Raw genomic sequence first — 25339 nt, 5'->3', positions numbered from 1 at the left:
CGGAGTTCCAGACTCGCACGAGTCTAGGCGTGTCCGAGCCGCCCGAACCCGGTGCGAACCGGATATTTTCGGGACCCATGATCGTATGGCTGAACGGGACGTTCGGGGCGGGGAAGACGACGACGGCGAAGGAGCTGTCCGCGCTGCTGCCCGACGCCCGTGTCTTCGACTCCGAGTACGTCGGTTTCATGCTCCGCCACGTCCTCGGCTCCGTCCCGGTCGACGACTTCCAGGACTGGCCGCCGTGGCGCGGGCTGGTGGTCGAGACCGCCGCCCAGGTGCACGCCTACGTCGGCGGGACGCTGGTGGTGCCGCAGTCGGTGCTGGTCGAGGCGTACTGGCAGGAGCTGCGGACGGGACTGGAGAAGGCCGGGCTCCCGGTGCACCTCGTTCTCCTGCACGCCGACGACGACACCCTGCGGCGGCGCATCGACGGAGACACCGTCGAGGCCGGCGCCCGGCAGTGGCGGCTGGACCACCTGGCGCCGTACGCGGAGGCGCTGCCGTGGCTGCGGCCCGCGGCCGACACCGTCGTCGACACCGCGGGCGCCGAGCCCCGCGCCGTCGCCGAGCGAATCGCCGCCGCCCTCAGCGCGTGAGCTTCCAGCAGCCTTCGTAGCCGATGGGGGCGAAGCCGACCGCCTCGTTGACGTCGAGCATGTGCCGGTTCTCTTCGGCGTTGAACGTGGTGACCATCGGCGAGGACGGGCTCACCTCGGCCAGCCGCTGCAGGTTGGCCACCTTGAGCAGCATGCCGAGCCGGCGGCCGCGGTGCTCGGTGAGGACCAGGGTGTCTTCCTGGCTCACCGGCCGGCCGCGGTCGGCCGGGAGGGAGAGCTCGTTGTAGCCGGCCAGCCGGCCGGTCGGGACGTGCTCGGCGGCGACGGTGAGGCGTTCGCGGCCGCTGCCGGCGAGCTGGCCGTCCCAGCGGGCCAGACGGCCGGCGTCCCACTTCTCCTCGGTGAAGTCCATGCCGGCGCTGGGCGCGTCGGTGCTCATGCGCGTCTTCAGCGTGACGAGGTCGTCGACCCGGTCGGCCGGTGTCGGGCCGGCCCAGGCGACGACGCGGTAGTCGTCGCCCGCGGCGGCCTGGGCGGCGGCGCGCTGCTCCGCGAGCCGGGCGGCGTCGGCGGGCAGCGGCAGTGCGCTGATGCGGGCCACCTGCTCGAGCTGGTAGCCGTGGCCGAGCAGGAACCGCACGCCGGGGTCGTCGTCGGAGAGCCAGCCGTAGCCGGTCGGCGAGTCGATGCGCCGCCCCGTGGACGGCCGGGTGTGGATGGTCTCGGCCTGCAGCGTGGGCCGGCCGGAGGCCAGCGCGAGCTCCGTCAGCCGGTCGAACAAGGCGGTGCCGACACCGCGCCGGCGGAACTCCGGCAGCACCTCGACCTCGAGCCACGACGCGATCGCGTCCTCCTCGGGTTGCCACGACAGGATGGCGCGCCCGACGATGCGGCCGCCGACCCGGGCGACGAACAGCCGCATCGGGTCGTCCTCAGGCACCTGGTAGACCGGCAGCAGCTCGCGAGCGGAGTAGTTCAGCGCGTCGGTGCCCATGAGCTGGGTTTCGATGGCGTTGCGGACGTCGACCATCTCGGCGAAGTCGGCGGCCTCGGGCACGTCCATGGAAGCCGGGATCGCCAGCTCGTCGACGGTGACGGCGGTGTCGGTGCTCATGATCGGACGCTAGCCCGCCCGGCCCGGCGAGCGCACCGCATTTTCAGCCGGCCAGGACCTCCGCGTACTCGCTGACCAGCAGGTATCGCGCCGGCGCGTCCTCGGAGACGGACGGGTAGCGCGGCGACGGGTCGTGGAAGACGTTGTCGTCGACGTCGTCGTTCACGGCCGACACCTCGCCGGCCAGCAGCACCCCGCCGTCGGCCCAGAACCGGTGGAACACGCCGGCCGGCACCTGCACGCTCTGCCCCGGTTCCAGCCGCAGCGGCGCCCCCGCACGGACCGCCCGCTCCAGCCCGTCGACCAGCGTGACGACGTCACCGTCGCCGGTCTCCGGCCGCAACTCGACGACCAGCGCAGCGCCGCCACGGTTGATGATGTCCTCGGTCTTGCGTCGATGCAGGTGCATCGGCGTCTCCTGGCCGTCCTGCGCGACCAGGAACTTCTCCGCGTACGTCTGCCCGGCGCCGGTGTCGCGCTCGGCCAGGGTGCCGTTGCGCAGCGTGCACAGGACCAGCCCGACGCGGTCGAAGTCGTCGCGGCCGAAGTCGGTGACGTCCCAGCCCAGGCCGCGTTCCAGCGCCGGTCGCGCGGCCGGTGCCGGCGCCGCCGCGAGCCAGTCCGACCGCGCCCACGCGGCGAAGCCGGGCAACGCGATGCCCGCCTCGGCGGCCAGCTCGCGGGCGCCGTCGATGGCGGCGTCGATCCGGGATCGCTCCATCGCCGCAGGCTACAGCCGGCCGCGGTGAGCGGCGACGTAGCCCGCAGAGGAGCCTGCTCGGCCGGCGGCGGTTCAGGAAGGGCGTATCGAGCGGCCCCTCCTGAACCTCCCCGGGCTACTGCTCGAACTCGCCCGGGCCGTTCACCCGCCACGGGTCCTCGTCCGACTCGACGATGTCGTGCACGGGGATGCGGTAGCTGAGCACCTCGGAGCTGCCGCGGCTGATGCCCCACAGCGTCGAGTTCTGCCGCGCGTCGTCCCACGCGATGCCCTGGCCCTGGATGCCCGGGAGTGTGATCGTCGCGACCCACTCCAGCTCGCCGCCGGCCCGCGGCAGCCGCATGACGTAGGCCTCCGGCAGGTCGTGGCCGGTCAGCCAGAGCCGTCCGTCCGGGCCCCAGGAGCCGCCGCTGTTGCTCATGTCGCCGAAGCGGTCGAGGATCTCCTTCGGAATGGTCCACGACTCGACCACCTGGAAGTCGTCGTCGAGCTTCACGACCTGCGTGTTGTAGGTCTCGCCGTACGGGAGTTCCGACCCGTTGCGCAGCCGGTCGTAGTTCGCGAACGTCGCCCACCAGGCGCCATCGTGGTGGTCCAGCCAGGTCAGCGAGCCGCGGTAGATGCCGAAGCTGTGCGTGCCGACGTGGCGCATCGTGCGGGTGTCGAAGATCTCGATGGAGCTCTCCATCGGGTACTCCGAGTAGTTCGAGTGCGCCGCGTAGAGCCGCCCGTTGTGGACGACGCCGCTGTCGAGGTGCTCGATCGGGCCGTCCTCGTCGCCGGCGAACTGCAGCAGCGGCTCGCCGGTGAGGCGGTCGTGCTTGGTGATGCTCCGATTGTCGACGGCGTAGAAGTATCGCCCGTCGACGGCCACGCCCTGGTTCGCGTCGAACGCGTCGTAGCGGGCGACCTCGGTGCCCGGCAGCACCTGGTCGGCGCCCGCGGCGGCCGTCTTGACCTGGCCGGCGTCGGGTGCGGCCGGTGCGGCCTGCGCCGACACCAGCAACGTTCCCAGCGCGGCGGCGCTCGTCGCGACGGCGAACGCGGCGGCGGCCTTCCTGCGGCGGATCATGGGGCCCTCCGGTGGTGGGTGGGGGTCGGTGGGTCAGCAGCCTGCGGCCCGCCCGGATCCGCCGCGGGAACACGTCCCGGCGGCCGGATGAAACGTCCATGAACGCCGTGGCTCAGCCGCGCGCGTGGTGGTCCCATCGACGCGTACCGGCCGACCAGGTGAGCTGCTGGTTCTCGGCCACGAGCGGGTCTGCGAAGGCGATGACCTCGCCGACCAGCTCGCCGAAGTCGCCCGGCAGGTGCGTGCCGTCGGCTCGCAAGGACGTGCGGTACGCGGTGTAAGTGGTCCGGCGCTGCTCCACCAGATCGTCGACGGTCGCGGAGAGGGGTCCGGCCGGCGTGCCGCGGAACGAAGTGGTCGCCAGCAATGCCGCTCGCATGGGCTCGTGGTCGAGGTCGTGACGGCCGGTCAGCGTGTACACGTCGGCGTAGTCGCGGACTCGGGTGTTGGTGGCGCCCAGCAGCGTTGCGGTGGCGATCTTCTCGGCCAGTACGGTCTCGATCGGGTAGCCGAGCACACGTACCGGCTCGGTGCCGGGGCGGATCGGCGGGAGCTCGACGGCGCGCGGGGCCGGCGTGACCGGGTCGCCGAAGTTGACGTCGAGTCGGAACGTCACCGCCGCGCTGGCGACCCTGGCTTGCATGGCGATGCGCACCCCTGAGTAGAGCGCGTCGTCGCGGATCACTCGCGCCTGCGCCGTCAGCGGGAGGAACTCGACGCCGTCGTCGCCGGGCTGCCCGGCGATCTCCGCGACGACTCGAGTGACGGTGTCGGCGTCGTTGGCGATGTGCCGCGCGAGCGCGTCCGCGTCGACCGTCGGCCGGCGGGCTCCGAACGCTGCCAGGAGCATGCCGCCCTTGAGGACGAAGCTGCCGGCGTACGGCGACGTGCTCAGCCGCGCCAGCCACCGCTCCACCACGTACAACGTCAGCAGCTCCTGCGTGCCGCGGCCTTCCCTGCGTGCGCGGTTCTGAAGGTCGAGGTAGGCGCGTCCGGCCGGGGTGGCCCGCGTAGGCGCGGTCACCCTGCGCTCGCCACGTCGAGGGCGGTCCGCATCGGCCCGAGGACGTCCAAGCGTGCGGCGGTGCGCAGCAGCTCCGCGGGCCTGGCGTCCCTGCGCCGCAGATAGCGGTGGAGCGCGGCGTGCGCGAGCGGCTCGCCCAGCCGATGGCGCAGGCGCATGAGGTCGACGACGGTGCGCGTCGGGTCGTAGATCCGGACCGGTTCGCCGGGCGCCGCCTCGACGGTCGACAACCCGAGCTCGAAGGTCGTGGTGTCGAACCGGAATGCCTCGGTGGGTGGGTAGGCGATGCGGGGCGGGCGGTCGCGGTTCGGCACCGCCAGCTGAACCACACCGGGCAGCTCGTCGGTGAGGTCGTGCACGGCGGCGGCCGAAACGCAGCAGACAACGGCCCGCGGGGCCCGATACGCGATCGCCAGGAGATCCGGGTAGGTGGCGGCCGGCGCGTCGGCTCTGCGATAGACCCCCCGGGACAGCTCGACGACCCGGCCGTCGTCGCGCCAGCGGTACAGATCGCGCGGATGCACCCCACGTGCGAGCGCATCGCGGGTGGTGAAGGTACTCGGCAGGTCGCGCGCCGATCGAGCCATGGATAGGAGTGTCGCACGAATATCGCATCCGTGCGACACTTCTATCCGCCGCGACGTCTCCAAGCTGCTGTTCACGGTGGTCAGCCGACCGCGACGGCGTCGATCTCGAGCAGCCAGTCCTCGGAGTAGATGCCGGTGATGATGATCGTGAGCGCCGGCGTGTGGTCGCCCAGCACCTCCTCGCGGATGCGGCTGTTCGCCTCGCGATAGCGCCGGTCGGACAGGTAGGTGGTGACCTTGGCGAGGTGCTCGACGCCCATGCCGGCCTCGGCCAGGACGGCGAGCACGTTGCGCCAGGTGAGCCGGCACTGCTCGTCGAACTCGGGTGGCACCCGGCCGTCGTCGCCGGCCCAGGGGACCTGGCCGCTGACGTACACCGTGCGGCGGGCGCCGGTGACCAGCGTGCCGTGGGTGTAGTTGCCGGTCGCCGCGGGCAGGGCGGCGGGGTCGAGCCGTTCGAGGGTCATGCGGGCTCCTTCGCGACGTGCATGGCGGTGTAGTAGACGCACTCGGTGGTGCCGGGATTGGCGAACGCGTGCACGGCGTCGCCCGCGTAATAGAGCGCGTCGCCGGCGGCCAGCCGGTGCCGGACGCCGTCGACCGTGACGGTGAGCTCGCCGGTCTCGACGGCGACGTACTCGCGCGAGCCGGCCGCGTGCGCGCTGAACGAGCCGAGCGTGACGCCGGCCGGGATGGTCGTGCGGATGAACTCGAACTCGACGCCGGGCAGCGTGGGGGAGAGGATGCGCCGCTGCCACCCGCCGGCGTCGGTGATGGCCGGCTGCTCGGCCGCCCGCCGGACGATCACCCGCTCCGGCTGGTCCTCGCCGAGCAGGCGCGCGACGGTGACGCCCAGCGCCGTCGCGAGCCTGGCCAGCACGAGGACCGTGGGGATCTTCGCGCCGCGCTCGATGTCGGAGATCATGCTCCGGCTCACCCCGCTGGCCGCGGCCAGTGCCTCGAGGCTCAGCTCGCGCCGGTGTCGCTGGGCCTTGAGCTGGGTGCGCAGCCGCTCTGGCAGGTCGTCCTCCATGGCGGAACCCTATCCGCTATCGCGGCAATCGGGCGAGTTTGACATGGAACGGCGGCGACCGGAGGGTGAGCGAGGTTCGCCCACCCATCGAGGAGCACACGCGTGATCGAGCACATCGAGCCCGACCCCCAGAACCCGCCGCCCGTGCCGCTGTCGTCGGCCGTCCGGGTCGGGCGGCTGCTGTTCGTGTCCGGGCAGGTGTCGACGGAGCCGGACGTCGGCATCGTGGCCGACACGTTCGACGGCGAGTTCCACCGGACGATCCGCAACGTCGAGCAGATCCTCGCCGCGGCGGGCGCCACGTTGCGCGACGTCGTGCAGGTGCGGGCGTTCCTGCGGGACGAGGAGTCGCGGCCGCGGTTCAACGAGTTGTACGCGCAGACCTTCCAGCCGCCGTACCCGGCGCGCACGACCGTCGGGAACCACTTCTCGTTCATCCAGATCGAGATCGACTGCGTGGCCGTGCTGCCGGACGGAATCGACCCGACGGTGTGATCCCGGGCGTCACAAGCGCCTGTATCCGCGAGAAAGCAGCCAAGTCGCCGCAGGTTGCGGCGTTGATCGCCGGTATTCCGTGCGACGCCGGGCGTTCACCGAGTTTTCATCGACAACGCCCGTGTGGCGGCTTTCTCGATCTTTCGCGGCATTCTCCCGCCATATAATGGTCCTTACCGTTGGGCGTCGAGTCTGGGGCGGATCATGACGCGACGGAGCAACCATCCCACCGACGAACCATCCCACCGCATCACCCGGCGGCTCCCCGGTTCCGCCGTCGGGCAGCCGGCCGGCCACGACGGCGACGACGCGCGCGCGGCCGAGCGAGCCGAACGGGCCGAACGCGCGGCCGAGCGGACCGAGCACGTCCGCCGGCACCAGGCCGACGCCGCCGACATGACCAGCGCGATCGCGGCGCGGGTCGCCGAGCTGGAGTCGATCCTGGTCGACGGCCTCGCCGCTGGCGGCCCCGTCCACCTCGGCCAGCTCCGGCACGGCTACCGGCCGTGGCCGTTCGTGCCCGACCGCGCGCTGGTCACCGCCGCCGAGGCGCCGGCCTGGGACGACTACGCGCCGCCGCCGATGGGCCGGGCCGCCCGGCTGCTGACCGGCGGGCGCCGCCGGGCGGTCGCGCAGGCCCGGGCGCGGTACGACCGGGCCGTCCGGGCACACCGCGAGCACGAGGCGCTGCGGCGGGCCGCGCTCGCCGAGGCCGAGCGCCGGCACGCCGTCGCCGAGGCCTCCCGGCGCGAGCAGATCGACCGCCACAACGCCCAGGTCGACCAGGTCGAGCTGGGCGTCGAGGCCGGCGACGCCCGGGCCGTCGGCGACTACTACCAGCTGCTCATCGAGGCCGCTGCACTGCCTGACGGCCTGCCGGTCGCCGTCGACGTCGCGTACCGGCCGGACGAGCGCCGGTTGCTGGTCGTGCGCGACCTGCCGACGGTCGAGATCGTGCCCGTGGTCCGCGAGTACCAGTACGTGCGTTCACTGGACCAGGTCGCGCCGCGGCTGCGCAGTGCCAAGGACATCCGCCGGCTCTACTCCGGCCTGGTCGCGCAGCTGGTCCTGCGCACGCTGCAGGCGGCGTTCGTGGCGCAGCCGCCCGGGCTGGTCGACGAGGTCGCGGTCAACGCGCACGTGTCGGCCCGCAATCGCGCGACCGGCCGGTCCGAGCGCCCGTGCCTGGTCAGCGTGACCGCCACCCGTGAGCAGTTCGGCGACCTGGTGCTGACCCGGCTCGACCCGCGCGAGTGCCTGCGCCACCTCAACGCCGTCGTCTCGCCGCACCCGTGGGACCTGGAGGCCGTCCCGCCGATCTTCGACCCCGACCTGTCCCGGTACCGCCTGGTCGAGCCGCAGGACGCCGCCGCGGTGCTGGACGGCCGGCCCGTGGTGCTGCGGCTGCGGCCGGTCGAGTTCGAGCACCTCGTGCGCCAGCTGTTCGAGGCGATGGGCATGCGCGCCTGGGCCACGCGGGCCTCCGGCGACGACGGCGTCGACGCGGTCGCCGTCAACACCGACCCGATCATGGGCGGCGTCTGCGTCGTCCAGGCCAAGCGCTACCGCAAGGTCGTCCCGCCGGACGCCGTCCGGGCCCTGGCCGGCGCGATGGAGGACAAGCGGGCCGGGCGCGGCGTCCTGGTCACGACGTCGTGGTTCGGCCGGGCGACGCACGAGTTCGCGGCCCGGCACGGGCGCATCCAGCTGATCGACGGCGGGCAGCTCGAGCACCTGCTCGCCGAGCACCTCGGGCTGCGGGTCGTCATCGGCCCGCTGGACCGGCCGATCCCGCGGCAGTCCGGCCCGGCGCCGGACGCGGCGAATTCGCCGCCGTTGTGAGATCGATGTGGAAATGATCTTGCGCTCGGGCCGCCGGTCCGACAGTGTCATTCGTGACAATCCGGTTGTCGCAGGGCAAGGAGGATCCGCCGGATGAAACGTGCCGTCTCAGCACTTGCCTTCGTCCTGTTCCTACTGCTCGGTCTCGCCGTCCCCGCGGCTGCCGGCGGTGAATCAGATCCGACCATCGGCGGCGACGAGCGCATGGCCGCCGCTGCCGGTCCGTGCGGGTCGTCGTACCGCCACATCGGGCACTACCCGATCGGCTCGTCGCCGGTGCTCGGCTACATGGACGTCTACTGGTCCAGCACGGCGAAGCGCAACTGCATGGTCGTCAACCACGCCACCGCCACCTACGGCACCAAGCTGTACACCGAGGCGAGCATCTGGCCGCACGGCTCGTCGCCGCCCTCGTGCCCCAAGAGCGTCGGCTGCGACGGCGGCATGTACAGCTACTACGCCGGCCCGGTCTACACGCCGGCCGGCGTCAACATGTCGAACCGCTGCCTCAACATCAAGGGCGTGGTCGACTGGACGACGGCCACCCGCACGCGCATCCACTGCGGTTGACGTCGGGCATCATCCGGACGTTTCGCCAGCAACGGCGCACCGATACGCTCCGGTCATGATCAGGCACACCGTCGCCTTCCGCCTACGTCACCCCGCCGGCTCGGAGCAGGAGCGCGACTTCCTGCACGCCGCGCTCGCGCTCGCGGACATCCCCGGCGTCCAGCGGTTCGAGCAGCTGCGGCAGACCAGCCCGAAGAACGAGTTCACCTTCGGCTTCTCCATGGAGTTCGCCGACCAGACGGCCTACGACGGCTACAACGAGCACCCGGTGCACGTGGCGTTCGTCGCCGAGCGGTGGGCCGGTGAGGTGGAGGACTTCCTCGAGCTCGACTACGAGCCGCTGGCCTGACGGCGGCCGATACGCACACCGCCGCCAGGGCGCGGCCGGACCAGCGGTGATGCGTCGGTCAGTGGTCGTGGGTCATGAGGTCGAGGGCGACGGTGGCGGCGAGCACCGGCACCGGGTCCTGGCCGGGCGCGACCTCCACGCCATAGGTGTCGGCCACCCGGAACCACTTCTTCGAGATGGTCGCGACCGGGGTCCGGCCGTCGGTGATCGTGTACTCGTGGTCGAGGACGTTCCCCTGGACGTCGAGGTCGGGTCCATCGGCGATCTCGACGCTCCAGCGGTCGCGGAGAGGGCTGATCAGGGCCTTCTTGACCATCGCGATCCGGTTGCCGTCGGCGTCCTCGACCTCCATCGAGTCCTTCACGCGCATGACCCGTTCCTGGATCTTCGCCACCTCGTGGCCCGTCGCGTCCTCGAGGATCAGCGTCTTGCGCAGCCGCAGCGCCTTCCCGTCCACCTTGTACGCGCGCTGCCCCTCGTCGGTCTCGATCCAGAAGTCGTCCCCGATGGAGACCAGCCGCTGCCGCATGCGGTAGTGGACGCCGCCATCCCCGCGCCGCTCCTCGCGGCGTTCTTCCCGGCGTTCGCGCCGCCGTCCCAGGCCCATGCCGACCACGTCCTCTCGTCCCGGCCTCCGAGCATGCAGCGGATGCGGGGCGCCGGCCTCACCCGCGGTGAGTGATTCCGGCCAGCAGCGTGTCGAGCCGTGCGCGGGTGTGCGGGTCGTCGAGCACCTCGCGGATCCACGCCTCCGCATGCGACCGGTCGGGCGAGCGGTCGTTCGGCCGGAGCCAGTCGGCGGCCGCCAGCTCGGTGATGTGGCCGAGCTGCGCGATCAGCATGGTGAAGTCGCCGTGGCCGGTGACCCGGGCGATGCCGCCGGCGTCCTCGTACGCGGAGACCAGCGCGCGGGCCCGGCCGGGATCGGTGCGCGCGTACTCGAACAACACGACCCCCAACTCCTGGGCCGGGTCGGCCGGGCCGCTGTTCTCCCAGTCGATGACGCACACGCCGCCGGCCACCGCCGGGACCAGGTTGCCGGCGGCGAGGTCGCGGTGGCAGGTCCGCGCCGCGGCCGGGGGAGCGAGCCACGACTCCAGCGCGACCAGTTCGTCGCGCAGCGCGGCGAGGTCGGCGGTGAACGGCGCGCCCGCTCCGTCCAGCTCGGCGATCAGCGCGTCCCACCGTGTCGCGCCGACCGGGTCGAGGTACCAGCGGTCGGGGTCGGAGAACGCCGCGGCGTGCTCGGCGCCCGGCACCCGGTGCGTCGCGGCGACGGCGGCGCCGACCAGCTCCGGATCGAGCATCGGATCGGGCTCGCCCAGGTCGACCCACTCGTAGACCCGCAGCCGGATCCCGCCGACGACGGCGAACAGGGCGCCGTCGGTGGTACGGCGGATCCGCGGGGCCGGGACACCCGACGCCGCGGCGGCCTCCTGGAACGCGGCGGCCGGGGCGAGCGCCTCCTCGTCCTCGTGGCGGAACGGGACCTTGACCGCCCACCGTCCGTCGGCGGTGGTGAGCCGCCAGACCGCGCCCTGCTTGCCGCGAGCGACCGGGCCGCCGGACAGCGTCGCGCGGGCGCCGAGGTCGAAGCGGTCGGCGATGGCTGCGGCGTCCACGGCGCCACTCCATCACAGCCGCGGTGACGTCAGCCAGTGAGTTCCACGGCCGGCTGAGCGCTCGTCAGCATCGTCAGCCGCGGCGTCACACCCGGCCAGGTCCGGGTGACATCGGCCGCGAGCGCCGTCAGCAGCGCCTCGACGTCGGCGGCGGCGCCCGCGTGCAGGGCCTCGGAGACGATCAGCACGTCGCGGGTCTCCGGCCGGACGATCGACGTGCCGCTCTGCTTGTACGTCCAGCGGCGCGCGTGCGCCTCGCCGGCCTCGTCGGCGAAGATCACCTCGCCGGGCGCCGGCCGCTCCACGTCGCCGGTGAACGACGCGTACGTCTCGTCGCCGCGTGCGCGGCGGACCTCGAGGTCGCCCTTGACGCGGTCGCGGTCCAGCGCGGCGACCGGGATCGCGGCCGCTGCCGACGCCGCGTTGCACAGGTCGACCAGCGGGTGGATCCGCGGCAGCGTGGCATCCTTGGCGAGCCGGCGCAGCAGCGACTCGGCGGCGCACCGGTACTGCGTCGGCTTCACGCCCATCGCGGCGAACGTGCGCCGCCAGGCCCGCAGCTGCGGCAGGGCGCTGGCCGGCCCGGCCTCGAGCAGCGCCCGGGCCCGGCCGACGTACCGGCCGACGGCGTCATCGGGCGCGGCCTCGTCGTCGATCCCGTCGACGACGAGTGCCCCGGCGGCCAGGGTGGGGTGGTCGGCCCAGATACCGGGCGCGTGGCGGAACCGCATACTGGCGATCCTCGCGCTGCCGCCCGAGCCGCGACAGGGCCAGCCGGACGTCCGTGCGATGGGCCAGACGCTGGATTACAGTCACTGTAATGAATGCTTTCGAGGGGAAGGTCGCGCTCGTCACGGGCGCGAGCCGCGGCATCGGGGCGGCGACGGCGCGGGCGTTCGCGGCGGCCGGTGCGGCGGTCGTGCTGGTGGCGCGCGACGCCGACGCTCTGGATGCGGTGCGGGCCGACATCGAGGCGGGCGGCGGGACGGCACTGGTCGTCGCCGCCGACCTGGCTCAGGAGCCGGCGGCCGAGCAGATGGTCGCCGCCGCGGTCGGACGGTTCGCCCGGCTCGACGCCGCCGTCAACGCCGCCGCGGCGCACGGTGGCCGGCCCACCCCGCTGGCCCGGCTCGCCGTCGAGGAGTGGGACCGGACGATCGCGGTCAGCCTGCGCGGCGCGTTCCTGTCGCTGCGCGCGGAGATCGCGGCGATGGTGCCGGCCGGCGGCGGCGCGATCGTCAACGTCGCGTCGACGACCGGCCTGGAGGCGGTGGCCGGGCTGGCCCCGTACGTCGCCGCCAAGCACGGGCTGATCGGGCTGACCAAGACCGCGGCGCTCGACCACGCCGCCGACGGCGTTCGCGTCAACGCGCTGGCGCCCGGGCCGACGCACACCGAGCAGCTGGATCGCGCCGGCGAGGCGGCGCGCGAGCGGGTCGCCGCGGCCGTCCCCGTCCACCGGCTCGGCACCCCGGACGAGGTGGCCGCCGCCGCGCTCTGGCTGTGCGGCGACCAGTCCGCGTTCGTCACCGGAGCCACCCTCGCCGTCGACGGCGGCCTGCTGGCCGGGCAGCCGCCGTTCGGGAACGCCCCGGCCGGCTGACGGCGAGTGGCGGCTCGTCGGCGACGACCCGCCAGGGAACCAGAGACGGCAGCCCGGCGAAGCTCACGGGGCAACGCCACCCGTCACCAAGGGGGTCGCCGCTGCCGAGACAAGCTCGTGCGAGGGCGCCCCGGTCGCGTCGTCGCGGCTGATGCCCGGGACGCAGGTTGATACTCGCGAAACCGGCGGTTGGGGGTCTTGGCTGGGCCGGGTTCGCCGGTCTCGCGAGTATCACCCGGTTTCGCGGGTGAGGGGCCGGAACCCACGGTCGCGGCTGACTCGGGTGGGCCGCGGGTGTGTACTCGAAGCAGGGAACACCTGGGAGGTGGATCTCATGGCACACATCTCGATCATCGGCACCGGAAACATGGGCCAGGCGATCGCGGGCCTGGCGGGCAGGGGCGGCAACACGTTCGAACTGCTCGACACCACGACCCTCGGCACGCCGCTGGCCGGCGACATCGTCGTCCTGGCGGTGCCGCATACCTCCGTCGACGACGTCCTCACCAGGCGGGGCGCCGAGCTGGACGGACGCATCGTCGTGGACATCACGAACCCGGTGGATGTCGAGACGTTCGACGGGCTGGTGGTGCCGCCGGACTCGTCGGCCGCGGCGCGAATCGCCGCCCGGCTGCCGGGCGCACGCGTGCTGAAGGCGTTCAACACGACGTTCGCCGGTGCCGTCGCCGGCGGCAGTGTCGGCCCGGTCACCACGACCGTGCTCATCGCCGGTGACGACGGCGACGCGAAGTCGGCGCTCGCCGCCGTGGTGAGCGCCGGCGGCCTGCGGGCCGTGGACGTCGGATCGCTGAAGCGGGCCCGCGAGCTGGAGGCGCTGGGTTTCCTGCAGATCAGCCTGGCCGCCACCGAGAAGATCACCTGGACCGGCGGTTTCGCTCTCGTGTCCTGACGCGGCGTACCCCCTGGCCATCGGTTCACGAGGCGCGTACGTTCGAGATGGGGGTGATGGTCATGCTGAATGACTATCCGGTCTACGCCACCATCGCGACGGGCGACCTGGCGCGTGCGCGGGCGTTCTACGAGCAGACCCTGGGCTTCGGTCCCGAGATGGAGGACGCCACCGCCGGCATCCTGTACCGGTCGGGGGCCAGCCGGTTCCTGCTCTACGCGAGCGAGTTCGCCGGCGGCCCACCGCAGACGGTGGCGACGTGGATGGTGGACGACGTCGACGCGACGGTGGCCGAACTGGCCGGCAGGGGAGTGACGTTCGAGCAGTACGACCTGCCGGGGCTCAAGACGGACGAGCACGGGATCGCCGAGTTCGGGCCGTTCCGGGGCGCCTGGTTCAAGGATCCCGACGGCAACATCCTCAACGTCGGCACCGGTCCGGCGAGCTGAGGTCGCGCCCGCCCGACATCCCACGCGACGGGTGATGACGGGCGCCCCCGTCCAGTGCACGCTGCTGGGTGTCCTGGACGGGGGTGTCTGATCATGGAGTCGGGTGATGCCACACCAGACCGGACGGCTGCGGCCGCGTCCGGCCTGATCCTGCTGACGCTGGCGTCGGGGCAGTTCCTGATGGCGCTGGACAGTTCGGTCATGAACGTGTCCATCGCCACCGTCGCCGACGACCTGGGCACGACCGTGACCGGCATCCAGTCCGCGATCACGTTCTACACGCTGGTGATGTCGTCGTTGATGATCACCGGCGGGAAGATCGGGGAGATCCTGGGCCGCAAGCGGGCGTTCGCCATCGGCTGCGTCATCTACGGGACCGGATCCCTGACGACGTCGCTGTCGCCCAACCTGACGGTGCTGCTGATCGGCTGGTCGGTGCTCGAGGGCGTCGGCGCCGCGCTGATCATGCCGGCGATCGTCGCGCTGATCGCGTCGAACTTCGACCGCGGCGCGCGTCCGCGGGCCTACGGCCTGGTGGCGGCCGCCGGGGCGATCGCCGTCGCGCTGGGGCCGTTGATCGGCGGGACGCTGACGACCTACGCCTCGTGGCGGTGGGTGTTCGCGGGAGAGGTGCTGATCGTCGGCGTGATCCTGGTGCTGACGCGGCGCATGGCCGACGTCCCGGGGGACCGCTCCACGCGGCTGGACCTCGTGGGCACCGCGCTGTCGGCGCTGGGGCTCGGCCTCATCGTGTTCGGCATCATCCGGTCCGGCACCTGGGGCTTCGTCAACGCGAAGCCGGACGCACCGGAATGGCTCGGCCTGTCGCCGGTGATCTGGCTGGTGCTCGCCGGTGGCCTGGTGCTGCTGGGGTTCGCGGCGTGGGAGCGGTGGCGGCGCGACACCGGCCGGTCGATCCTGTTCGATCCGGCGCTGCTGCGCAACGCCGTCCTGCGCGGCGGGCTGATCGCGTTCCTCTTCCAGTACGTCGTGCTGGCGGGGACGTTCTTCACCGTGCCGCTGTTCCTGTCGGTCGCGCTCGGGTTGTCGGCCATCGAGACCGGGGTGCGCATCCTCCCGCTCTCGCTGGCCCTCCTCGCGACGGCGCTCGGGATCCCGAAGCTGCTGCCCGACGTGTCGCCGCGGCTGGTGGTGCGGGCCGGCTTCCTGTCGATGTGCGCGGGTCTCGTGTGGCTGACCGCGGCGCTCGAGCTCGGCGTCGGCGCCGAGGTCGTGACCTGGCCGATGCTGCTGATCGGACTGGGCATCGGTGCGCTCGCGTCGCAGCTCGGCAGCGTGACGGTGTCGTCGGTACCGGACGAGCGAAGCGACGAGGTGGGCGGCATCCAGAACAGCGTCATGTTCCTGGGCTCGTCCATCGGGACGGCGCTCGCGGGCGCCGTGCTGATCGCGGCGCTGACGACGTCGTTCCTCGACAACGTCCGCGACGATCCCGCCGTGCCCGCCGAGCTGAGCACCCGGGCCGAGGCCGAGCTCTCCGGCGGCGTGCCGTTCGTCTCCGACGACCAGCTGACCCAGGCGCTCGACGACGCGGGTGTCCCCGCGGACACCGCCGACGCCATCGTCGACGACAACGCCGCCGCCCGCATCGACGGCCTGCGCTCCGCCCTCGCACTGCTGGCCCTGATCGCGCTCGGCGCGCTGTTCGCGGCGCGGAGCATCCCGCGACAGCAACCCGGGGCGGAGCGCATATCGAGCGAAACCTATTGACTTTCGATCGATAACCAGCGACAGTCGGCGCATGCCGTCCACTCATCGGGCCGTCGGCCCGCTCCGGATCCTGCTCGTGCTGCTGTTCGCCGGGCTGGTGGTCGCGCAGGTGGCGATCCTGCCGGTGACGCTCGCGGACCTCGCCGACGAGGAGCCCGATCTCGCCTACCTGCAGTGGCCGGCGCTGGTGTTCTCCATCGTCGAGCTGGTGTGCGTCCAGGTGGTCATCGTCTGCACGTGGCGTTTGCTCGGCATGGTCAAGGCCGGCCGCATCTTCAGCGAGGCCGCGTTCGCCTGGGTGGACGCGATCGTGTCGACGATGTCCGCCGCCTGGCTGCTGCTGTTGGCCGCGTTCGTCTCCGTGACCGCGGTGGTCGACGGCCCGGGACTACCGGTGCTGCTGTTCGGCGTGGTGCTGGCCGGGGGAGCGCTGGTGCTGCTGATGGTCGTCATGCGCGTGCTGCTGCGCCAGGCCACGACGCTGCGCACCGACATGGACGCGGTGATCTGATGCCCATCGTCGTGCGCATCGACGTCGAGCTGGCGAAGCGGAAGCTCAGTGTCGGCGAGTTCGCGGAGAAGGTCGGGCTGACGCCGGCCAACGTGGCCGTGCTGAAGAACGGCCGGGCGAAGGCGGTCCGGTTCAGCACCCTCGAGGCGATGTGCCGGGTCCTCGACTGCCAGCCCGGCGACCTGCTCGAATGGGTTCCGGACGGCGACGAGTGAACGTCGACGTGCTCGTGGTGGGCGCCGGGCTGGCGGGGCTGCACACCGCGACGCTGCTCGCTCGCGCGGGGCACCAGGTGCTGCTGGCCGAACGGCGGTCCCGGCTCGACGGCGCCATCCGCACGACCGGGATCTTCGTCCGCCGCACACTCGACGACTTCGCCCTGCCGCCCGGGTCGCTGGGGCCGCCGATCCGCCGCGTCGTGCTCTACCCGCCCAGCCGGCGCCGCCCGGTGACGCTGGTCAGCGAGCGCGACGAGTACCGCGTCGGCGACATGGGGGCGCTGTACCTCGACGCCGCGCGGACGGCGGCCGCGGCGGGCGTGCGCGTCCTGCTCGGCACCCGCTACGAAGGCCGGGGGCGTTCGGGGTTCCTGCTGGCCGGGCCGGAAGGGCCGATCCGGGTGCGGGCGCGGTTCGTCGTCGGGGCCGACGGCGCGCGCTCGCGAGTGGCCCGCGATCTCGCGCTGGACCGCAACCGGCACCTGCTCACCGGCGCCGAGGAGGTCTTCGCGGTCGAGGCCTCGGCCCGGCCGCCGACGTTCCACTGCGTGCTCGACCCGGCACTCGCGCCCGGCTACCTCGCCTGGGTGGTCGACGACGGCCGGCACGCCCACGTCGGCGTGGCCGGGTACGCCGACCGTTTCCCGGACGGCATGCGGCGGGCGCTGGCGCGGTTCAGCGCGGCCGCGCCGGGGCTCGACGGCGTGCAGCGTCCGGCCGGCGCCGAGGTCGAACGGCGCGGCGGTCCGATCCCCGTCGGCGGCGTGCTGGGCCGCATCAGCTGCGTCGACGGCCTGCTCGTCGGCGACGCGGCGGGCGCGGTCTCGCCGCTGACGGCAGGCGGGCTCGACCCGTGCCTGCGGTTGTCCGAGCACGCCGCCGCCGTCCTGGACGACGCCCTGCGGGCGGGCCGTCCCGACCCGCTCGCGCACTACGACGGCGCCGCGCTGCGAGCCCGCTTCCGGGGCCGGCTGGCGCTGCGGCAGGGGCTGGCCCGGGTCCGGACTCCCGCGGCGGCCGCGGCGGGGTTCGCGGTGCTGCGCACGCCGCCGGGCCGGGCCGCCGCCCGCCGCATCCTGTTCGGCGACCGGTCGTTCCCGGTCAGCCGCTGACGACGTCGTCGACGAAGACGTGGTCGCCCGTGGGCGGCCTGCCAGGATCGCCGCCACCCGCTTCGGAACGGCTTCGGCGGCGCGCTGGTAATTGCTTTGCCCGGGCCGGTCGCCCGCGGTTAGCGTCGTGAGCATGAGGCCGATCACCGAGGACGACATCCGCCGCTCCTTCGTCAACTGCTCCAAGGGCGAGGCACAGCGGCTGGCCGTCCCGCGCGACCTCGGCGAGCAGCCCTGGGACGACCTCGACTTCCTCGGCTGGCGCGATCCCGGCGCGCCCGACCGCGGCTACCTCGTCACCGAACGCGACGACGGCCTCGTCGGCGTCACGCTCCGGGCGGCCTCGAAGGCGGCACGCGGGTTCACCACGCGCAGCATGTGCTCGCTCTGCCTGACCACCCACACCAGCGGCGGCGTCTCCCTCATGACCGCCCGCCGCACGGGCGAGGCCGGCCGCCAGGGCAACACCGTCGGTCAGTACCTCTGCTCCGACCTCGCCTGCTCGCTCTACGTCCGCGGCCGCAAGAAGTCCATCGTCGGCATCGAGATCGACGAGACCATCACGGTCGACGAGAAGGTCGCCCGCGCCCGCCGCAACCTCACCACCTTCCTCGGCGCCGTGCTCAAGTAGCCGCCCGCGTCTCGTGCGTTCGCGGCGTGGAGCGCCCTACGCTGACCAGGTGGCGCTCCTGGGCACCAAGCTGCGCATGCCGACTCCGCGGCGCCGGCTCGTCGCCCGCCCGCGGCTCGTCGACCGGCTGCCGCTGGGCGCCGACCCGCTGCCTCGCCTGGTCCTCGTCTCCGCGCCGGCCGGCTTCGGCAAGACCACGCTCCTGAGCCAGTGGCTCACCCGGTGGCGGGCGGACCCGACGTCCCAGCCCCGTCATGTCGCCTGGATCTCCCTCGATGCCGATGACAACGACCCGCGGCGCTTCCTGGCCGATCTGCTCGGCGCGATCCGGGCGACCACGCCGCAGGTCGGCGCCGACACGGCCGCACTCCTCCACGACGACGGCGGCGCATGGACCTCCGCCCTTCTGATGGGCCTGACCAACGACCTCGACGGCCTCGACGCGCCGCTGGTGCTCGCGCTCGACGACTACCAGGCCATCGAGTCCCAGGACGTCCACGACGCGTTGACGTTTCTGCTCGATCACCTCCCAGCGCACGTCGGCGTCGCCATCACCACGCGCGCCGACCCGCCGCTTCCGGTGACGCGGTTGCGCACTCGCGCCGAGCTGTTCGAGGTCCGTGCCGCCGACCTGCGGTTCAGGCCACCGGAGGCGGCGGCCCTCCTGAACGAGGTGATGGGCCTCGACCTCGACGCCGGTCACGTCGACGCCCTGGAGCGCCGCACCGAGGGATGGGCCGCCGGCCTGCAGCTCGCCGGCCTGTCGCTGCGCGATCGGGACGACGTCGCGGACTTCGTCGCGGCCTTCGCCGGGAGCCACCGCTTCGTCCTCGACTACCTGGTCGACGAGGTCTTGAACGCTCAGTCGCCGCAGGTGCGCGACTTCCTGCTCGACACCGCGGTCCTCGACGAGCTGACCGGGCCGCTGTGCGACGCGCTCACAGGACGGCAGGACGGCCACGACCTGCTCGAGGCGCTGGAGCGCGGCAACCTGTTCCTCGTCCCCCTCGACGACCACCGGCAGTGGTACCGCTATCACCACTTGTTCGCCGACGCGCTGCGGGCTCGGCTGGTCGCCGAGCAGCCCGGACGGGAGCCGGCCCTGCATCGCGCGGCGGCCCGGTGGTCCGCCGAGCACGGCCGCCCGGACCACGCGATCGCCCACGCCATCGCCGCCCACGACGATCTGTACGCGGCAGACCTCATCGAACGGGCCCTGCCCGAGGCGAGCCGGCAGCGGCGGGACCGCACGATCCGGCGCTGGGTGCGGGCCCTCCCCGACGACGTCCTACGACAGCGCCCGGCCCTCGGCGTCGTCGTCGCGTGGAGCCGGCTCGGAGACGGCGACGTGGACGACGCCGACGCCTGGCTGCGCGACGCGGAGGACCTGCTGGCGGCGATGCCGCCTCGTGAGCGCACGCCCGACGACGAGCGCCGGCGGCTGCCGATGACGATCGCGATGTACCGTGCCGCGGTGGCCCAGGCGCGCGGCGACACCGCGAGCACGGCGCGGCAGGCGCGGCGGGTGCTGGACCTGGCCGGCCCGGACGACCACCTCGCCCGCGGGGCCGGGGCCGGGTTCCTCGGCCTGGCCCTCTGGGCCGGCGGAGAGCTCGACGCCGCGGTCGAGACCTTCACCCAGGCGGTGCGCAGCCTGCATGTCGCCGGGAACCTGGCCGACGAGCTCGGCAGCACCGTCGTCCTGGCCGGGATGTCCTGGGCCCGTGGCCGGCCCGCCGAGGCCGGGCACCTCTACGAGCGCGCGTTGACCGCGGCGGGTGAGCGCCCGGACATCGCGCTTCCCGTGACCGGCGACCTCCACGTCGGCCTCGCCGACGCGCTGCGTGAACGCGGCGACCTCGACGCCGCCGCGGAGCAGCTGCGGACCGCACGGGAGATCGGCGATGCCGGCTCGCTGCCGGAGAACCGTCACCGCTGGTACCTCGCCATGGCCGGACTCCGCCGGGCAGAGGGCGACCTCGACGCCGCGGCCGGCCTCCTGGCGCAGGCACAGGAGCGCTACCTCCCCGGGTTCTTCCCCGACGTGCGGCCGATCCCCGCGCTGCGGGCCAGGGTCGACATCGCCCGTGGCCGCCTGGCCCTCGCCCGGGACTGGGCCGGCGAGCACGCGGCCGCGCCGGGCGACCCGTCGTATCTCGCCGAGTGCGACCACCTGACGCTCGCCCGCCTCCTGCTGGCCGAGGAGCGGCTCGACGAGGCCCTGCCGCTGCTGGCCCGGCTGCTCGACGGAGCTCGCGGAGCCCGGCGTCAGGGCAGCGTGGCCGAGATCCTGATGCTCCGCGCCCTCGCCAACGCGGCCGCTGGTGACCTCGACGCCGCGATGAACCCGTTCGCCGACGCGCTGGAGACCGCGGTGCCGGCCGGCTACGCCCGGCTGTTCCTCGACGAGGGCGCGCGGATGGAGACGCTGCTCGACGTGGCCGAGCGCCGCGGCGTGGCGGCCGGCCACGTACGGGTCCTGCGCCGGGCCACCGCCGAGCGGCCGGTCACCGGTGACCCGGCCGGCGACGGGCTCAGTCACCGCGAACTCCAGGTGCTGCGGCTGCTCGCGACGGAGCTGACCGGTCCCCAGATCGCGCGCCAGCTCTTCGTGTCCGTCAACACACTGCGGACCCACACCAAGCACATCTTCACCAAGCTAGACGTGAGCACCCGCGCCGCCGCCGTGCGCCGCGGCACCGAACTCGGCCTCCTGTAGCCCGGCACCCCGAATCACCCACCCGATCACCACACATGGTGATGTGGCCTCACCACGTCGCTTCCTACGGTCATGGACCAGCGCCGGGCACCCCGCCCAGCCTCATGACCAGGAGCAACGCCATGACCGTCACCGCTACGTCCCTCACCCGCGCCGCCGGCTCCGCAGCGCTCCTCGCGGGCCTGATCTTCATCGGCGTCCAGATCGGTCACCCCCATCTCGATGCCACATCCGTCGGCACGACCGAGGTGGTCGTCCGGAGTTCCCTGAAGGTCCTGATGGCCGCGCTGGCACTGGCCGGCATCACCGGGATGTACCTGAGCCGGATCCGCCGCAACGGGATCCTCGGACTCGTCGGCTACCTGCTGCTCAGCACCGGCTACCTGCTGATCCTGTCGACCTCGTTCGTCGCCGGGTACGTCCTGCCGTCCGTCGCGACGTCCGATCCGTCCTACGTCGACGACGTCCTCGCCGTATTCACCGGAGACGCGGTCACGGGCGACATCGGTGCGATGGCCACGGTGTTCCAGCTCCAGAGCCTCTGCTACCTGGCCGGGGGCCTCGTCTTCGGCATCGCCCTGTTCCGGGCGCGGGTCCTGGCGCGGTGGCCGGCCGCGCTCCTGGCGGCCGGTGGCGTGGTGAGCGTCGCGCTGTCCGTGCTGCCGGACGCCTTCTACCGGCTGCTGGCCTTCCCGAACGGCATCGCCATGATCGGACTCGGCTGGTCGCTGTGGAGCACCGCACGCCGGGGCGTCATGACGCAGCCGGCCACGGCGAGCGTGCGATGACCGCCTCCATGCGTTACGAGCTCCGTCTCGAGGGCCGGCTCGACCAGCACTGGTCGAGCTGGCTCGGCGGCATGGCCGTCACCCACGAGGCCGACGGCACGACAGCGCTTCGCGGCGTCGTGGCGGACCAGTCGGAGCTGCACGGCCTGCTCACCCGGGTCCGCGATCTCGGCGCCACCCTGATCTCCGTCACGACCTCCCACGCGGCCGAGCTGTCCCGGACGCGCCTGCGCCTGCTGCGCGCCGGCTACCTCCTGATGGGGGTCGGGCTCGCCCTCGTGAAGTGGCCGCTCCTGCCCGAGGTGCACACCCTGCCGCTGTACGAGGGCGTGACGGTGTGCCTCCTCGCCGCGATGTCGCTGCTGGCCTTCCTCGGGCTGCGCCACCCGGTCCGGCTCGTTCCGCTGCTGCTGTTCGAGTCGGTCTGGAAGCTCAGCTGGCTGTGCCTGGTCGCGCTCCCCAAGGCGCTCGACGGGAGCCTCGACGCGGTCACGGCGCGGACCGCGGTCAGCTGCTGCCTGGTCGCCGTCGTCCTCGTGGTGATTCCCTGGAGGTACGTGTGGCGCACCTACGGGCGCGGCACGGACGTCAGCGCACGGTGAGCGCGCGGGCCAGCCCGGCCACCACGCGCCGGGTGAGCCGTCCCGATCCCAGGCCGAGGCGCACCAGATCGTCGAAGACCCGCTGGTCCGCCTCCGACGCCACGATCCCGGCCGCCAGCACCGCCGGCACCGCCGACAGCCGTGCGGCCAGGGCGCTGTGCCGCAGATGAGGGCCGAGCAGCGCGCGCACGGCCGTCCGGTAGCGCTCGCCGGCAGCCTCCGGCCGCCGCGCCGTCACCGCCGCCGCTGCCGCCCGCCCGGCCAGTGCCCCGGTCGCGACGGCGTAGTGGATGCCCTCACCCGTCATCGGGTTGACCAGCCCGGCGGCGTCGCCGGCCAGCAGCAGCCTGCCGTCCGGGTGCGGCCAGCGCCACGACGAGAGCGGCAGGTGGTGGCCACGCCAGCCGGTGCCGTCGTCGGCGCCGGGGAGGAGCTCGCCCAGCCGCCGCAGCAGCACCGCCCGCGTCAGCCCGTCGGTGCCGAAGGCGCCGTAGCCGACGTTGGCCAGGCCGTCGCCGCGGTCGAAACACCAGGCGTAGGCCTGACGGCGGCCGGGGTCGAACGCGATGACCTGCCGCCCGGCCCATGGCTGCGGCGTCGCGACGTACCCGCGCAGCGCGATGGCGCGACGGCGGACGTCGGGCACTCCGGCGGCGCGGCGCACGACGGAGTAGACGCCGTCGGCGCCGACCACCACCCGGGCCGTGAACGCGTCGTCGACGGTCACCACGTCGCGCAGCGTCCGCACGGCGCGTACCCGGTGCCGCTCCAGCCGGGCTCCCGCGGTGACCGCCGCCGTGACCAGGCGGTCGTCCAGGACGGCGCGCGGAACCACGCGGACCGCGCGCTGCATCGGCCGGGACACCCGGCGGCTCCCGTGGACCAGCTCCAGCCGCCGCACCGGCGCCCAGTCGTCCAGCAGGGCGGGGACACCCAGCGCGGCCAGCACGTCGGCCGCCTCCGGCGAGACGCCGTCGCCGCACGCCTTGTCGCGCGGGAACCCGGCGCGGTCGAGCAGCAGGACCCGCAGCCGGGGCGCCGCCGACAGCGCCCCGAGCGCCGTGGCCGCGCCGGCCGGTCCGCCGCCCACGACGACGAGGTCCCACGGGTCGTCCATACGGGGTGCACTACCCAGACGCGCCGTGCTCAGCGGCGCAGCACGAGCAGTATCGCGTCGGCCAGGGCGATGGCGATCACGGCGCGGAACGGCGTCGGGCCGCTGCCGCGCAGGGCCGTCACGACGAGGATCCCGACGGCGAGCAGGGTGGCCCACGCCCACGACGGCGGCCGGCCCGGGCCGAGGACGACCAGCGCCGACGCGAGCGCGAGCAGGCTCACGGCGATCAGGCGCGTCCGCGCCGGGCCCAGCCGGTGCGGCAGCCCGCGCACGCCGGTCGCGGCATCGTCCTCGAGGTCCGGGAGCACGTTGAGCAGGTGTGCGCCGACTCCGAGCAGGGCTCCGGCCGTGAGGATCCACCAGGGCGGCCACGTGGGTGGATCGTGGGCGAGGCTCACGACGGCGGGCAGCAGCCCGAACGCGACCGCGTAGGGCAACCAGGACAGCGCCGTCCGTTTCAGCACGAGGTTGTAGGCCACCGCACAGCCGACCAGCGCCAGATGCAACGACCCGGCCGCCGGCCCGAGGGCCAGGGAGAGCGCTACGCAGGCCACCGCCGCGACGGCCACCGCGACGCCGACCGTCCGCGCCGAGACCCGGCCCGTGGCCAGCGGTTTGTCCGCCCGGCCGACCGCGCGGTCGCGGCCGGCGTCGATCAGGTCGTTCGACCAGCCGACGGTCAGCTGGCCGGTGAGAACGGCCGCGACCACGAGGACCAGCGTGCTCGCGTCGAGGCCCGATCGCAGCGCGAGGAGCCCGGCGAGCGCCGTCACCGCCAGGGCAGGCTCGGGGTGGCAGGCCCGAGCCAGTCCCGTTGCCGCTTCACCCACCGCCACCATCCGAGTTTAAAATCCGCTGATCTGCGTATAAGTAGGCAATGACGCGCCTCCTGTCCGTCCACGGCGCACTGCCGGATCACAAGTATGCGCAGGCCGACCTGACCGCCGAGTTCGCCGGCATGATCGCCTCGGACGGTGGTTTCGACCGAGCGCTGCTGGAACGTTTTCATGCGAACGCGGGCGTGAGCACGCGGCACCTCGCCCTGCCGAAGGAGCGCTACGCGACGCTGCGCGACTTCGGTGACGCCAACGACGCGTTCATCGCCGCCGCGGTCGAGCTGGGGTCGCGGGCGCTGACCGGCGCCCTCGACGCCGCCGGGCTGGCGCCGTCCGACGTCGACCTGATCGTCTCGACGACGATCACCGGACTCGCGGTGCCGTCCCTGGACGCCCGGCTCGCCGGCCGCATCGGCCTGCGCCCGGACGTGAAGAGGGTGCCGATCGTCGGCCTCGGCTGCGTGGCCGGCGCCGCGGGAATCGCCCGGCTGCACGACTATCTGCTCGGGCATCCCGCCGACGTCGCCGTCCTGCTGTCGGTGGAGCTGTGCTCGCTGACCGTGCAGCGCGGCGACGTGTCGATCCCGAACCTCGTCGCCAGCGGGCTGTTCGGCGACGGCGCCGCCGCCGTGGTCGCCGCGGGCGCCGGCCGCGTCCACACGCCCGAACCGTCCGCGGGGCCGACAGCGCCCACGGTCCTCGCCAGCAGGAGCCGGCTCTACGAGGGCACCGAGCGGACCATGGGCTGGGACGTCGGGGCGACCGGTCTGCGCATCGTGCTGAGCGCCGACGTGCCGGCCCTGGTGCGCGACCACGTCGGCGGTGACGTCGACCGGTTCCTGGCCGACCAGGGGCTGCGCCGCGACGACATCGACTGGTGGGTGTGCCACCCGGGTGGGCCGAAGGTGCTGGAGGCCATGCAGGAGGCGCTCGGGGTGAGTCGCGCCGCACTGGCGCTGACCTGGGACTCGCTGGAGCGCATCGGCAACCTGTCGTCGGCGTCGGTGCTGCACGTTCTCGCCGACACGCTCGAGCTGCGCCCGCCGCGGCCCGGGTCGTACGGGATGATGCTGGCCATGGGGCCCGGCTTCTGCCTCGAACTCGTCCTGCTGCGAGCGTGACC

Annotated in this window: 29 protein-coding genes; 17 read left to right on the top strand and 12 right to left on the bottom strand. The window is 73.3% G+C overall.

What is annotated here, in order from left to right:
* Window positions 1-77: 77 nt before the first annotated feature.
* Window positions 78-599, top strand: a complete 522-nt coding sequence (locus tag DZA62_RS17970) for an AAA family ATPase (protein ID WP_116950282.1) — start codon at window positions 78-80, stop codon at window positions 597-599.
* Here the strand turns inward: DZA62_RS17970 and DZA62_RS17965 are convergent.
* The 7 genes from DZA62_RS17965 to DZA62_RS17935 form a co-directional block, all read right to left on the bottom strand.
* On the bottom strand, window positions 589-1674 hold the full coding sequence (locus DZA62_RS17965; RefSeq protein WP_116950281.1) for a GNAT family N-acetyltransferase: 1086 nt from the start codon (window positions 1672-1674) through the stop codon (window positions 589-591). The two genes, DZA62_RS17970 and DZA62_RS17965, sit on opposite strands and share 11 nt — an antisense overlap.
* A 43-nt stretch (window positions 1675-1717) precedes the next feature.
* Window positions 1718-2395 carry a D-lyxose/D-mannose family sugar isomerase gene (locus DZA62_RS17960; protein WP_116950280.1) on the bottom strand — a complete coding sequence of 226 codons (678 nt, stop codon included), beginning with the start codon at window positions 2393-2395 and terminating at the stop codon, window positions 1718-1720.
* A 115-nt stretch (window positions 2396-2510) separates the two neighbouring features.
* The gene (locus DZA62_RS17955) at window positions 2511-3467 is read right to left on the bottom strand and encodes a hypothetical protein (protein WP_116950279.1); all 957 of its coding nucleotides are present in this window, start codon (window positions 3465-3467) and stop codon (window positions 2511-2513) included.
* Between the two features lie 112 nt (window positions 3468-3579).
* Complete coding sequence (locus tag DZA62_RS17950; RefSeq protein WP_116950278.1) at window positions 3580-4491, bottom strand: nucleotidyl transferase AbiEii/AbiGii toxin family protein; 912 nt, start codon at window positions 4489-4491, stop codon at window positions 3580-3582.
* Window positions 4488-5078, bottom strand: coding sequence for a type IV toxin-antitoxin system AbiEi family antitoxin domain-containing protein (locus tag DZA62_RS17945; protein ID WP_116950277.1), 591 nt, complete (start codon window positions 5076-5078; stop codon window positions 4488-4490). Before DZA62_RS17945 ends, DZA62_RS17950 begins: the two co-directional genes overlap by 4 nt.
* A gap of 80 nt (window positions 5079-5158) precedes the next feature.
* Complete coding sequence (locus DZA62_RS17940; RefSeq protein ID WP_116950276.1) at window positions 5159-5545, bottom strand: RidA family protein; 387 nt, start codon at window positions 5543-5545, stop codon at window positions 5159-5161.
* Window positions 5542-6111 carry a helix-turn-helix domain-containing protein gene (locus tag DZA62_RS17935; RefSeq protein ID WP_116950275.1) on the bottom strand — a complete coding sequence of 190 codons (570 nt, stop codon included), beginning with the start codon at window positions 6109-6111 and terminating at the stop codon, window positions 5542-5544. Before DZA62_RS17935 ends, DZA62_RS17940 begins: the two co-directional genes overlap by 4 nt.
* A gap of 102 nt (window positions 6112-6213) precedes the next feature.
* Between DZA62_RS17935 and DZA62_RS17930 the strand changes: the two genes are divergently transcribed.
* The 4 genes from DZA62_RS17930 to DZA62_RS17915 all read left to right on the top strand — a co-directional run bounded on the left by DZA62_RS17930 (window position 6214) and on the right by DZA62_RS17915 (window position 9367).
* On the top strand, window positions 6214-6606 hold the full coding sequence (locus DZA62_RS17930) for a RidA family protein (RefSeq protein WP_116950274.1): 393 nt from the start codon (window positions 6214-6216) through the stop codon (window positions 6604-6606).
* 204 nt (window positions 6607-6810) lie between these two features.
* Window positions 6811-8448 (top strand): restriction endonuclease, encoded by a 1638-nt coding sequence (locus DZA62_RS36415; protein WP_198663903.1) that lies wholly within the window; start codon window positions 6811-6813, stop codon window positions 8446-8448.
* A 93-nt stretch (window positions 8449-8541) separates the two neighbouring features.
* Window positions 8542-9018, top strand: coding sequence for a hypothetical protein (locus DZA62_RS17920; RefSeq protein WP_198663902.1), 477 nt, complete (start codon window positions 8542-8544; stop codon window positions 9016-9018).
* 55 nt (window positions 9019-9073) lie between these two features.
* Window positions 9074-9367 carry a Dabb family protein gene (locus DZA62_RS17915; RefSeq protein WP_116950273.1) on the top strand — a complete coding sequence of 98 codons (294 nt, stop codon included), beginning with the start codon at window positions 9074-9076 and terminating at the stop codon, window positions 9365-9367.
* A 58-nt stretch (window positions 9368-9425) separates the two neighbouring features.
* Here the strand turns inward: DZA62_RS17915 and DZA62_RS17910 are convergent, their stop codons facing one another.
* The 3 genes from DZA62_RS17910 to DZA62_RS17900 are packed head-to-tail and all read right to left on the bottom strand — an operon-like array spanning window position 9426 to window position 11720.
* Window positions 9426-9974, bottom strand: a complete 549-nt coding sequence (locus tag DZA62_RS17910) for an LURP-one-related/scramblase family protein (protein ID WP_198663901.1) — start codon at window positions 9972-9974, stop codon at window positions 9426-9428.
* A 58-nt stretch (window positions 9975-10032) separates the two neighbouring features.
* The gene (locus DZA62_RS17905; RefSeq protein WP_116950271.1) at window positions 10033-10989 is read right to left on the bottom strand and encodes a phosphotransferase enzyme family protein; all 957 of its coding nucleotides are present in this window, start codon (window positions 10987-10989) and stop codon (window positions 10033-10035) included.
* A 29-nt stretch (window positions 10990-11018) separates the two neighbouring features.
* Complete coding sequence (locus tag DZA62_RS17900; protein ID WP_116950270.1) at window positions 11019-11720, bottom strand: B3/B4 domain-containing protein; 702 nt, start codon at window positions 11718-11720, stop codon at window positions 11019-11021.
* Window positions 11721-11809: 89 nt separating this feature from the next.
* On the opposite strand from DZA62_RS17900, the gene DZA62_RS17895 reads away from it, so the two are divergent.
* From DZA62_RS17895 to DZA62_RS36410, 11 genes are all read left to right on the top strand, one after another.
* Window positions 11810-12592, top strand: coding sequence for an SDR family NAD(P)-dependent oxidoreductase (locus tag DZA62_RS17895; protein WP_116950269.1), 783 nt, complete (start codon window positions 11810-11812; stop codon window positions 12590-12592).
* Window positions 12593-12926: 334 nt separating this feature from the next.
* Window positions 12927-13502: an NADPH-dependent F420 reductase gene (locus DZA62_RS17890; protein WP_116950268.1), complete on the top strand. Its 576-nt coding sequence runs from the start codon at window positions 12927-12929 to the stop codon at window positions 13500-13502.
* Between the two features lie 62 nt (window positions 13503-13564).
* A complete protein-coding gene (locus DZA62_RS17885; RefSeq protein WP_116950347.1) occupies window positions 13565-13951 on the top strand; it encodes a VOC family protein in 387 nt (128 codons plus the stop codon).
* Between the two features lie 93 nt (window positions 13952-14044).
* The gene (locus DZA62_RS17880; RefSeq protein ID WP_116950267.1) at window positions 14045-15682 is read left to right on the top strand and encodes an MFS transporter; all 1638 of its coding nucleotides are present in this window, start codon (window positions 14045-14047) and stop codon (window positions 15680-15682) included.
* Between the two features lie 31 nt (window positions 15683-15713).
* Window positions 15714-16193, top strand: a complete 480-nt coding sequence (locus tag DZA62_RS17875; protein WP_116950266.1) for a DUF2975 domain-containing protein — start codon at window positions 15714-15716, stop codon at window positions 16191-16193.
* On the top strand, window positions 16193-16408 hold the full coding sequence (locus tag DZA62_RS17870; protein ID WP_116950265.1) for a helix-turn-helix domain-containing protein: 216 nt from the start codon (window positions 16193-16195) through the stop codon (window positions 16406-16408). Before DZA62_RS17875 ends, DZA62_RS17870 begins: the two co-directional genes overlap by 1 nt.
* Window positions 16384-17523, top strand: a complete 1140-nt coding sequence (locus DZA62_RS17865) for an FAD-dependent oxidoreductase (protein ID WP_116950264.1) — start codon at window positions 16384-16386, stop codon at window positions 17521-17523. The genes DZA62_RS17870 and DZA62_RS17865 overlap by 25 nt, the downstream gene beginning before the upstream one ends.
* 133 nt (window positions 17524-17656) lie before the next feature.
* Complete coding sequence (locus DZA62_RS17860) at window positions 17657-18154, top strand: FBP domain-containing protein (RefSeq protein WP_116950263.1); 498 nt, start codon at window positions 17657-17659, stop codon at window positions 18152-18154.
* Between the two features lie 49 nt (window positions 18155-18203).
* On the top strand, window positions 18204-20873 hold the full coding sequence (locus DZA62_RS17855; RefSeq protein ID WP_116950262.1) for a LuxR C-terminal-related transcriptional regulator: 2670 nt from the start codon (window positions 18204-18206) through the stop codon (window positions 20871-20873).
* Window positions 20874-20995: 122 nt separating this feature from the next.
* The gene (locus tag DZA62_RS17850; RefSeq protein WP_116950261.1) at window positions 20996-21661 is read left to right on the top strand and encodes a hypothetical protein; all 666 of its coding nucleotides are present in this window, start codon (window positions 20996-20998) and stop codon (window positions 21659-21661) included.
* The gene (locus tag DZA62_RS36410) at window positions 21658-22263 is read left to right on the top strand and encodes a hypothetical protein (RefSeq protein WP_198663899.1); all 606 of its coding nucleotides are present in this window, start codon (window positions 21658-21660) and stop codon (window positions 22261-22263) included. Before DZA62_RS17850 ends, DZA62_RS36410 begins: the two co-directional genes overlap by 4 nt.
* Here the strand turns inward: DZA62_RS36410 and DZA62_RS17840 are convergent.
* Window positions 22250-23380: an NAD(P)/FAD-dependent oxidoreductase gene (locus DZA62_RS17840; RefSeq protein ID WP_116950260.1), complete on the bottom strand. Its 1131-nt coding sequence runs from the start codon at window positions 23378-23380 to the stop codon at window positions 22250-22252. The genes DZA62_RS36410 and DZA62_RS17840 overlap by 14 nt on opposite strands.
* Window positions 23381-23409: 29 nt before the next feature.
* A complete protein-coding gene (locus DZA62_RS17835; RefSeq protein WP_116950259.1) occupies window positions 23410-24219 on the bottom strand; it encodes a UbiA family prenyltransferase in 810 nt (269 codons plus the stop codon).
* 38 nt (window positions 24220-24257) lie between these two features.
* Between DZA62_RS17835 and DZA62_RS17830 the strand changes: the two genes are divergently transcribed.
* On the top strand, window positions 24258-25337 hold the full coding sequence (locus DZA62_RS17830; protein ID WP_116950258.1) for a type III polyketide synthase: 1080 nt from the start codon (window positions 24258-24260) through the stop codon (window positions 25335-25337).
* Window positions 25338-25339: the final 2 nt, after the last annotated feature.

It is taken from the genome of Jiangella endophytica, from assembly GCF_003427025.1.
In the GTDB taxonomy this organism is placed as follows: Bacteria; Actinomycetota; Actinomycetes; order Jiangellales; family Jiangellaceae; genus Jiangella; species Jiangella endophytica.
The sequence above is the reverse complement of the archived record's forward strand: the minus strand, read 5'-3'. Positions and strand labels throughout refer to the sequence as shown.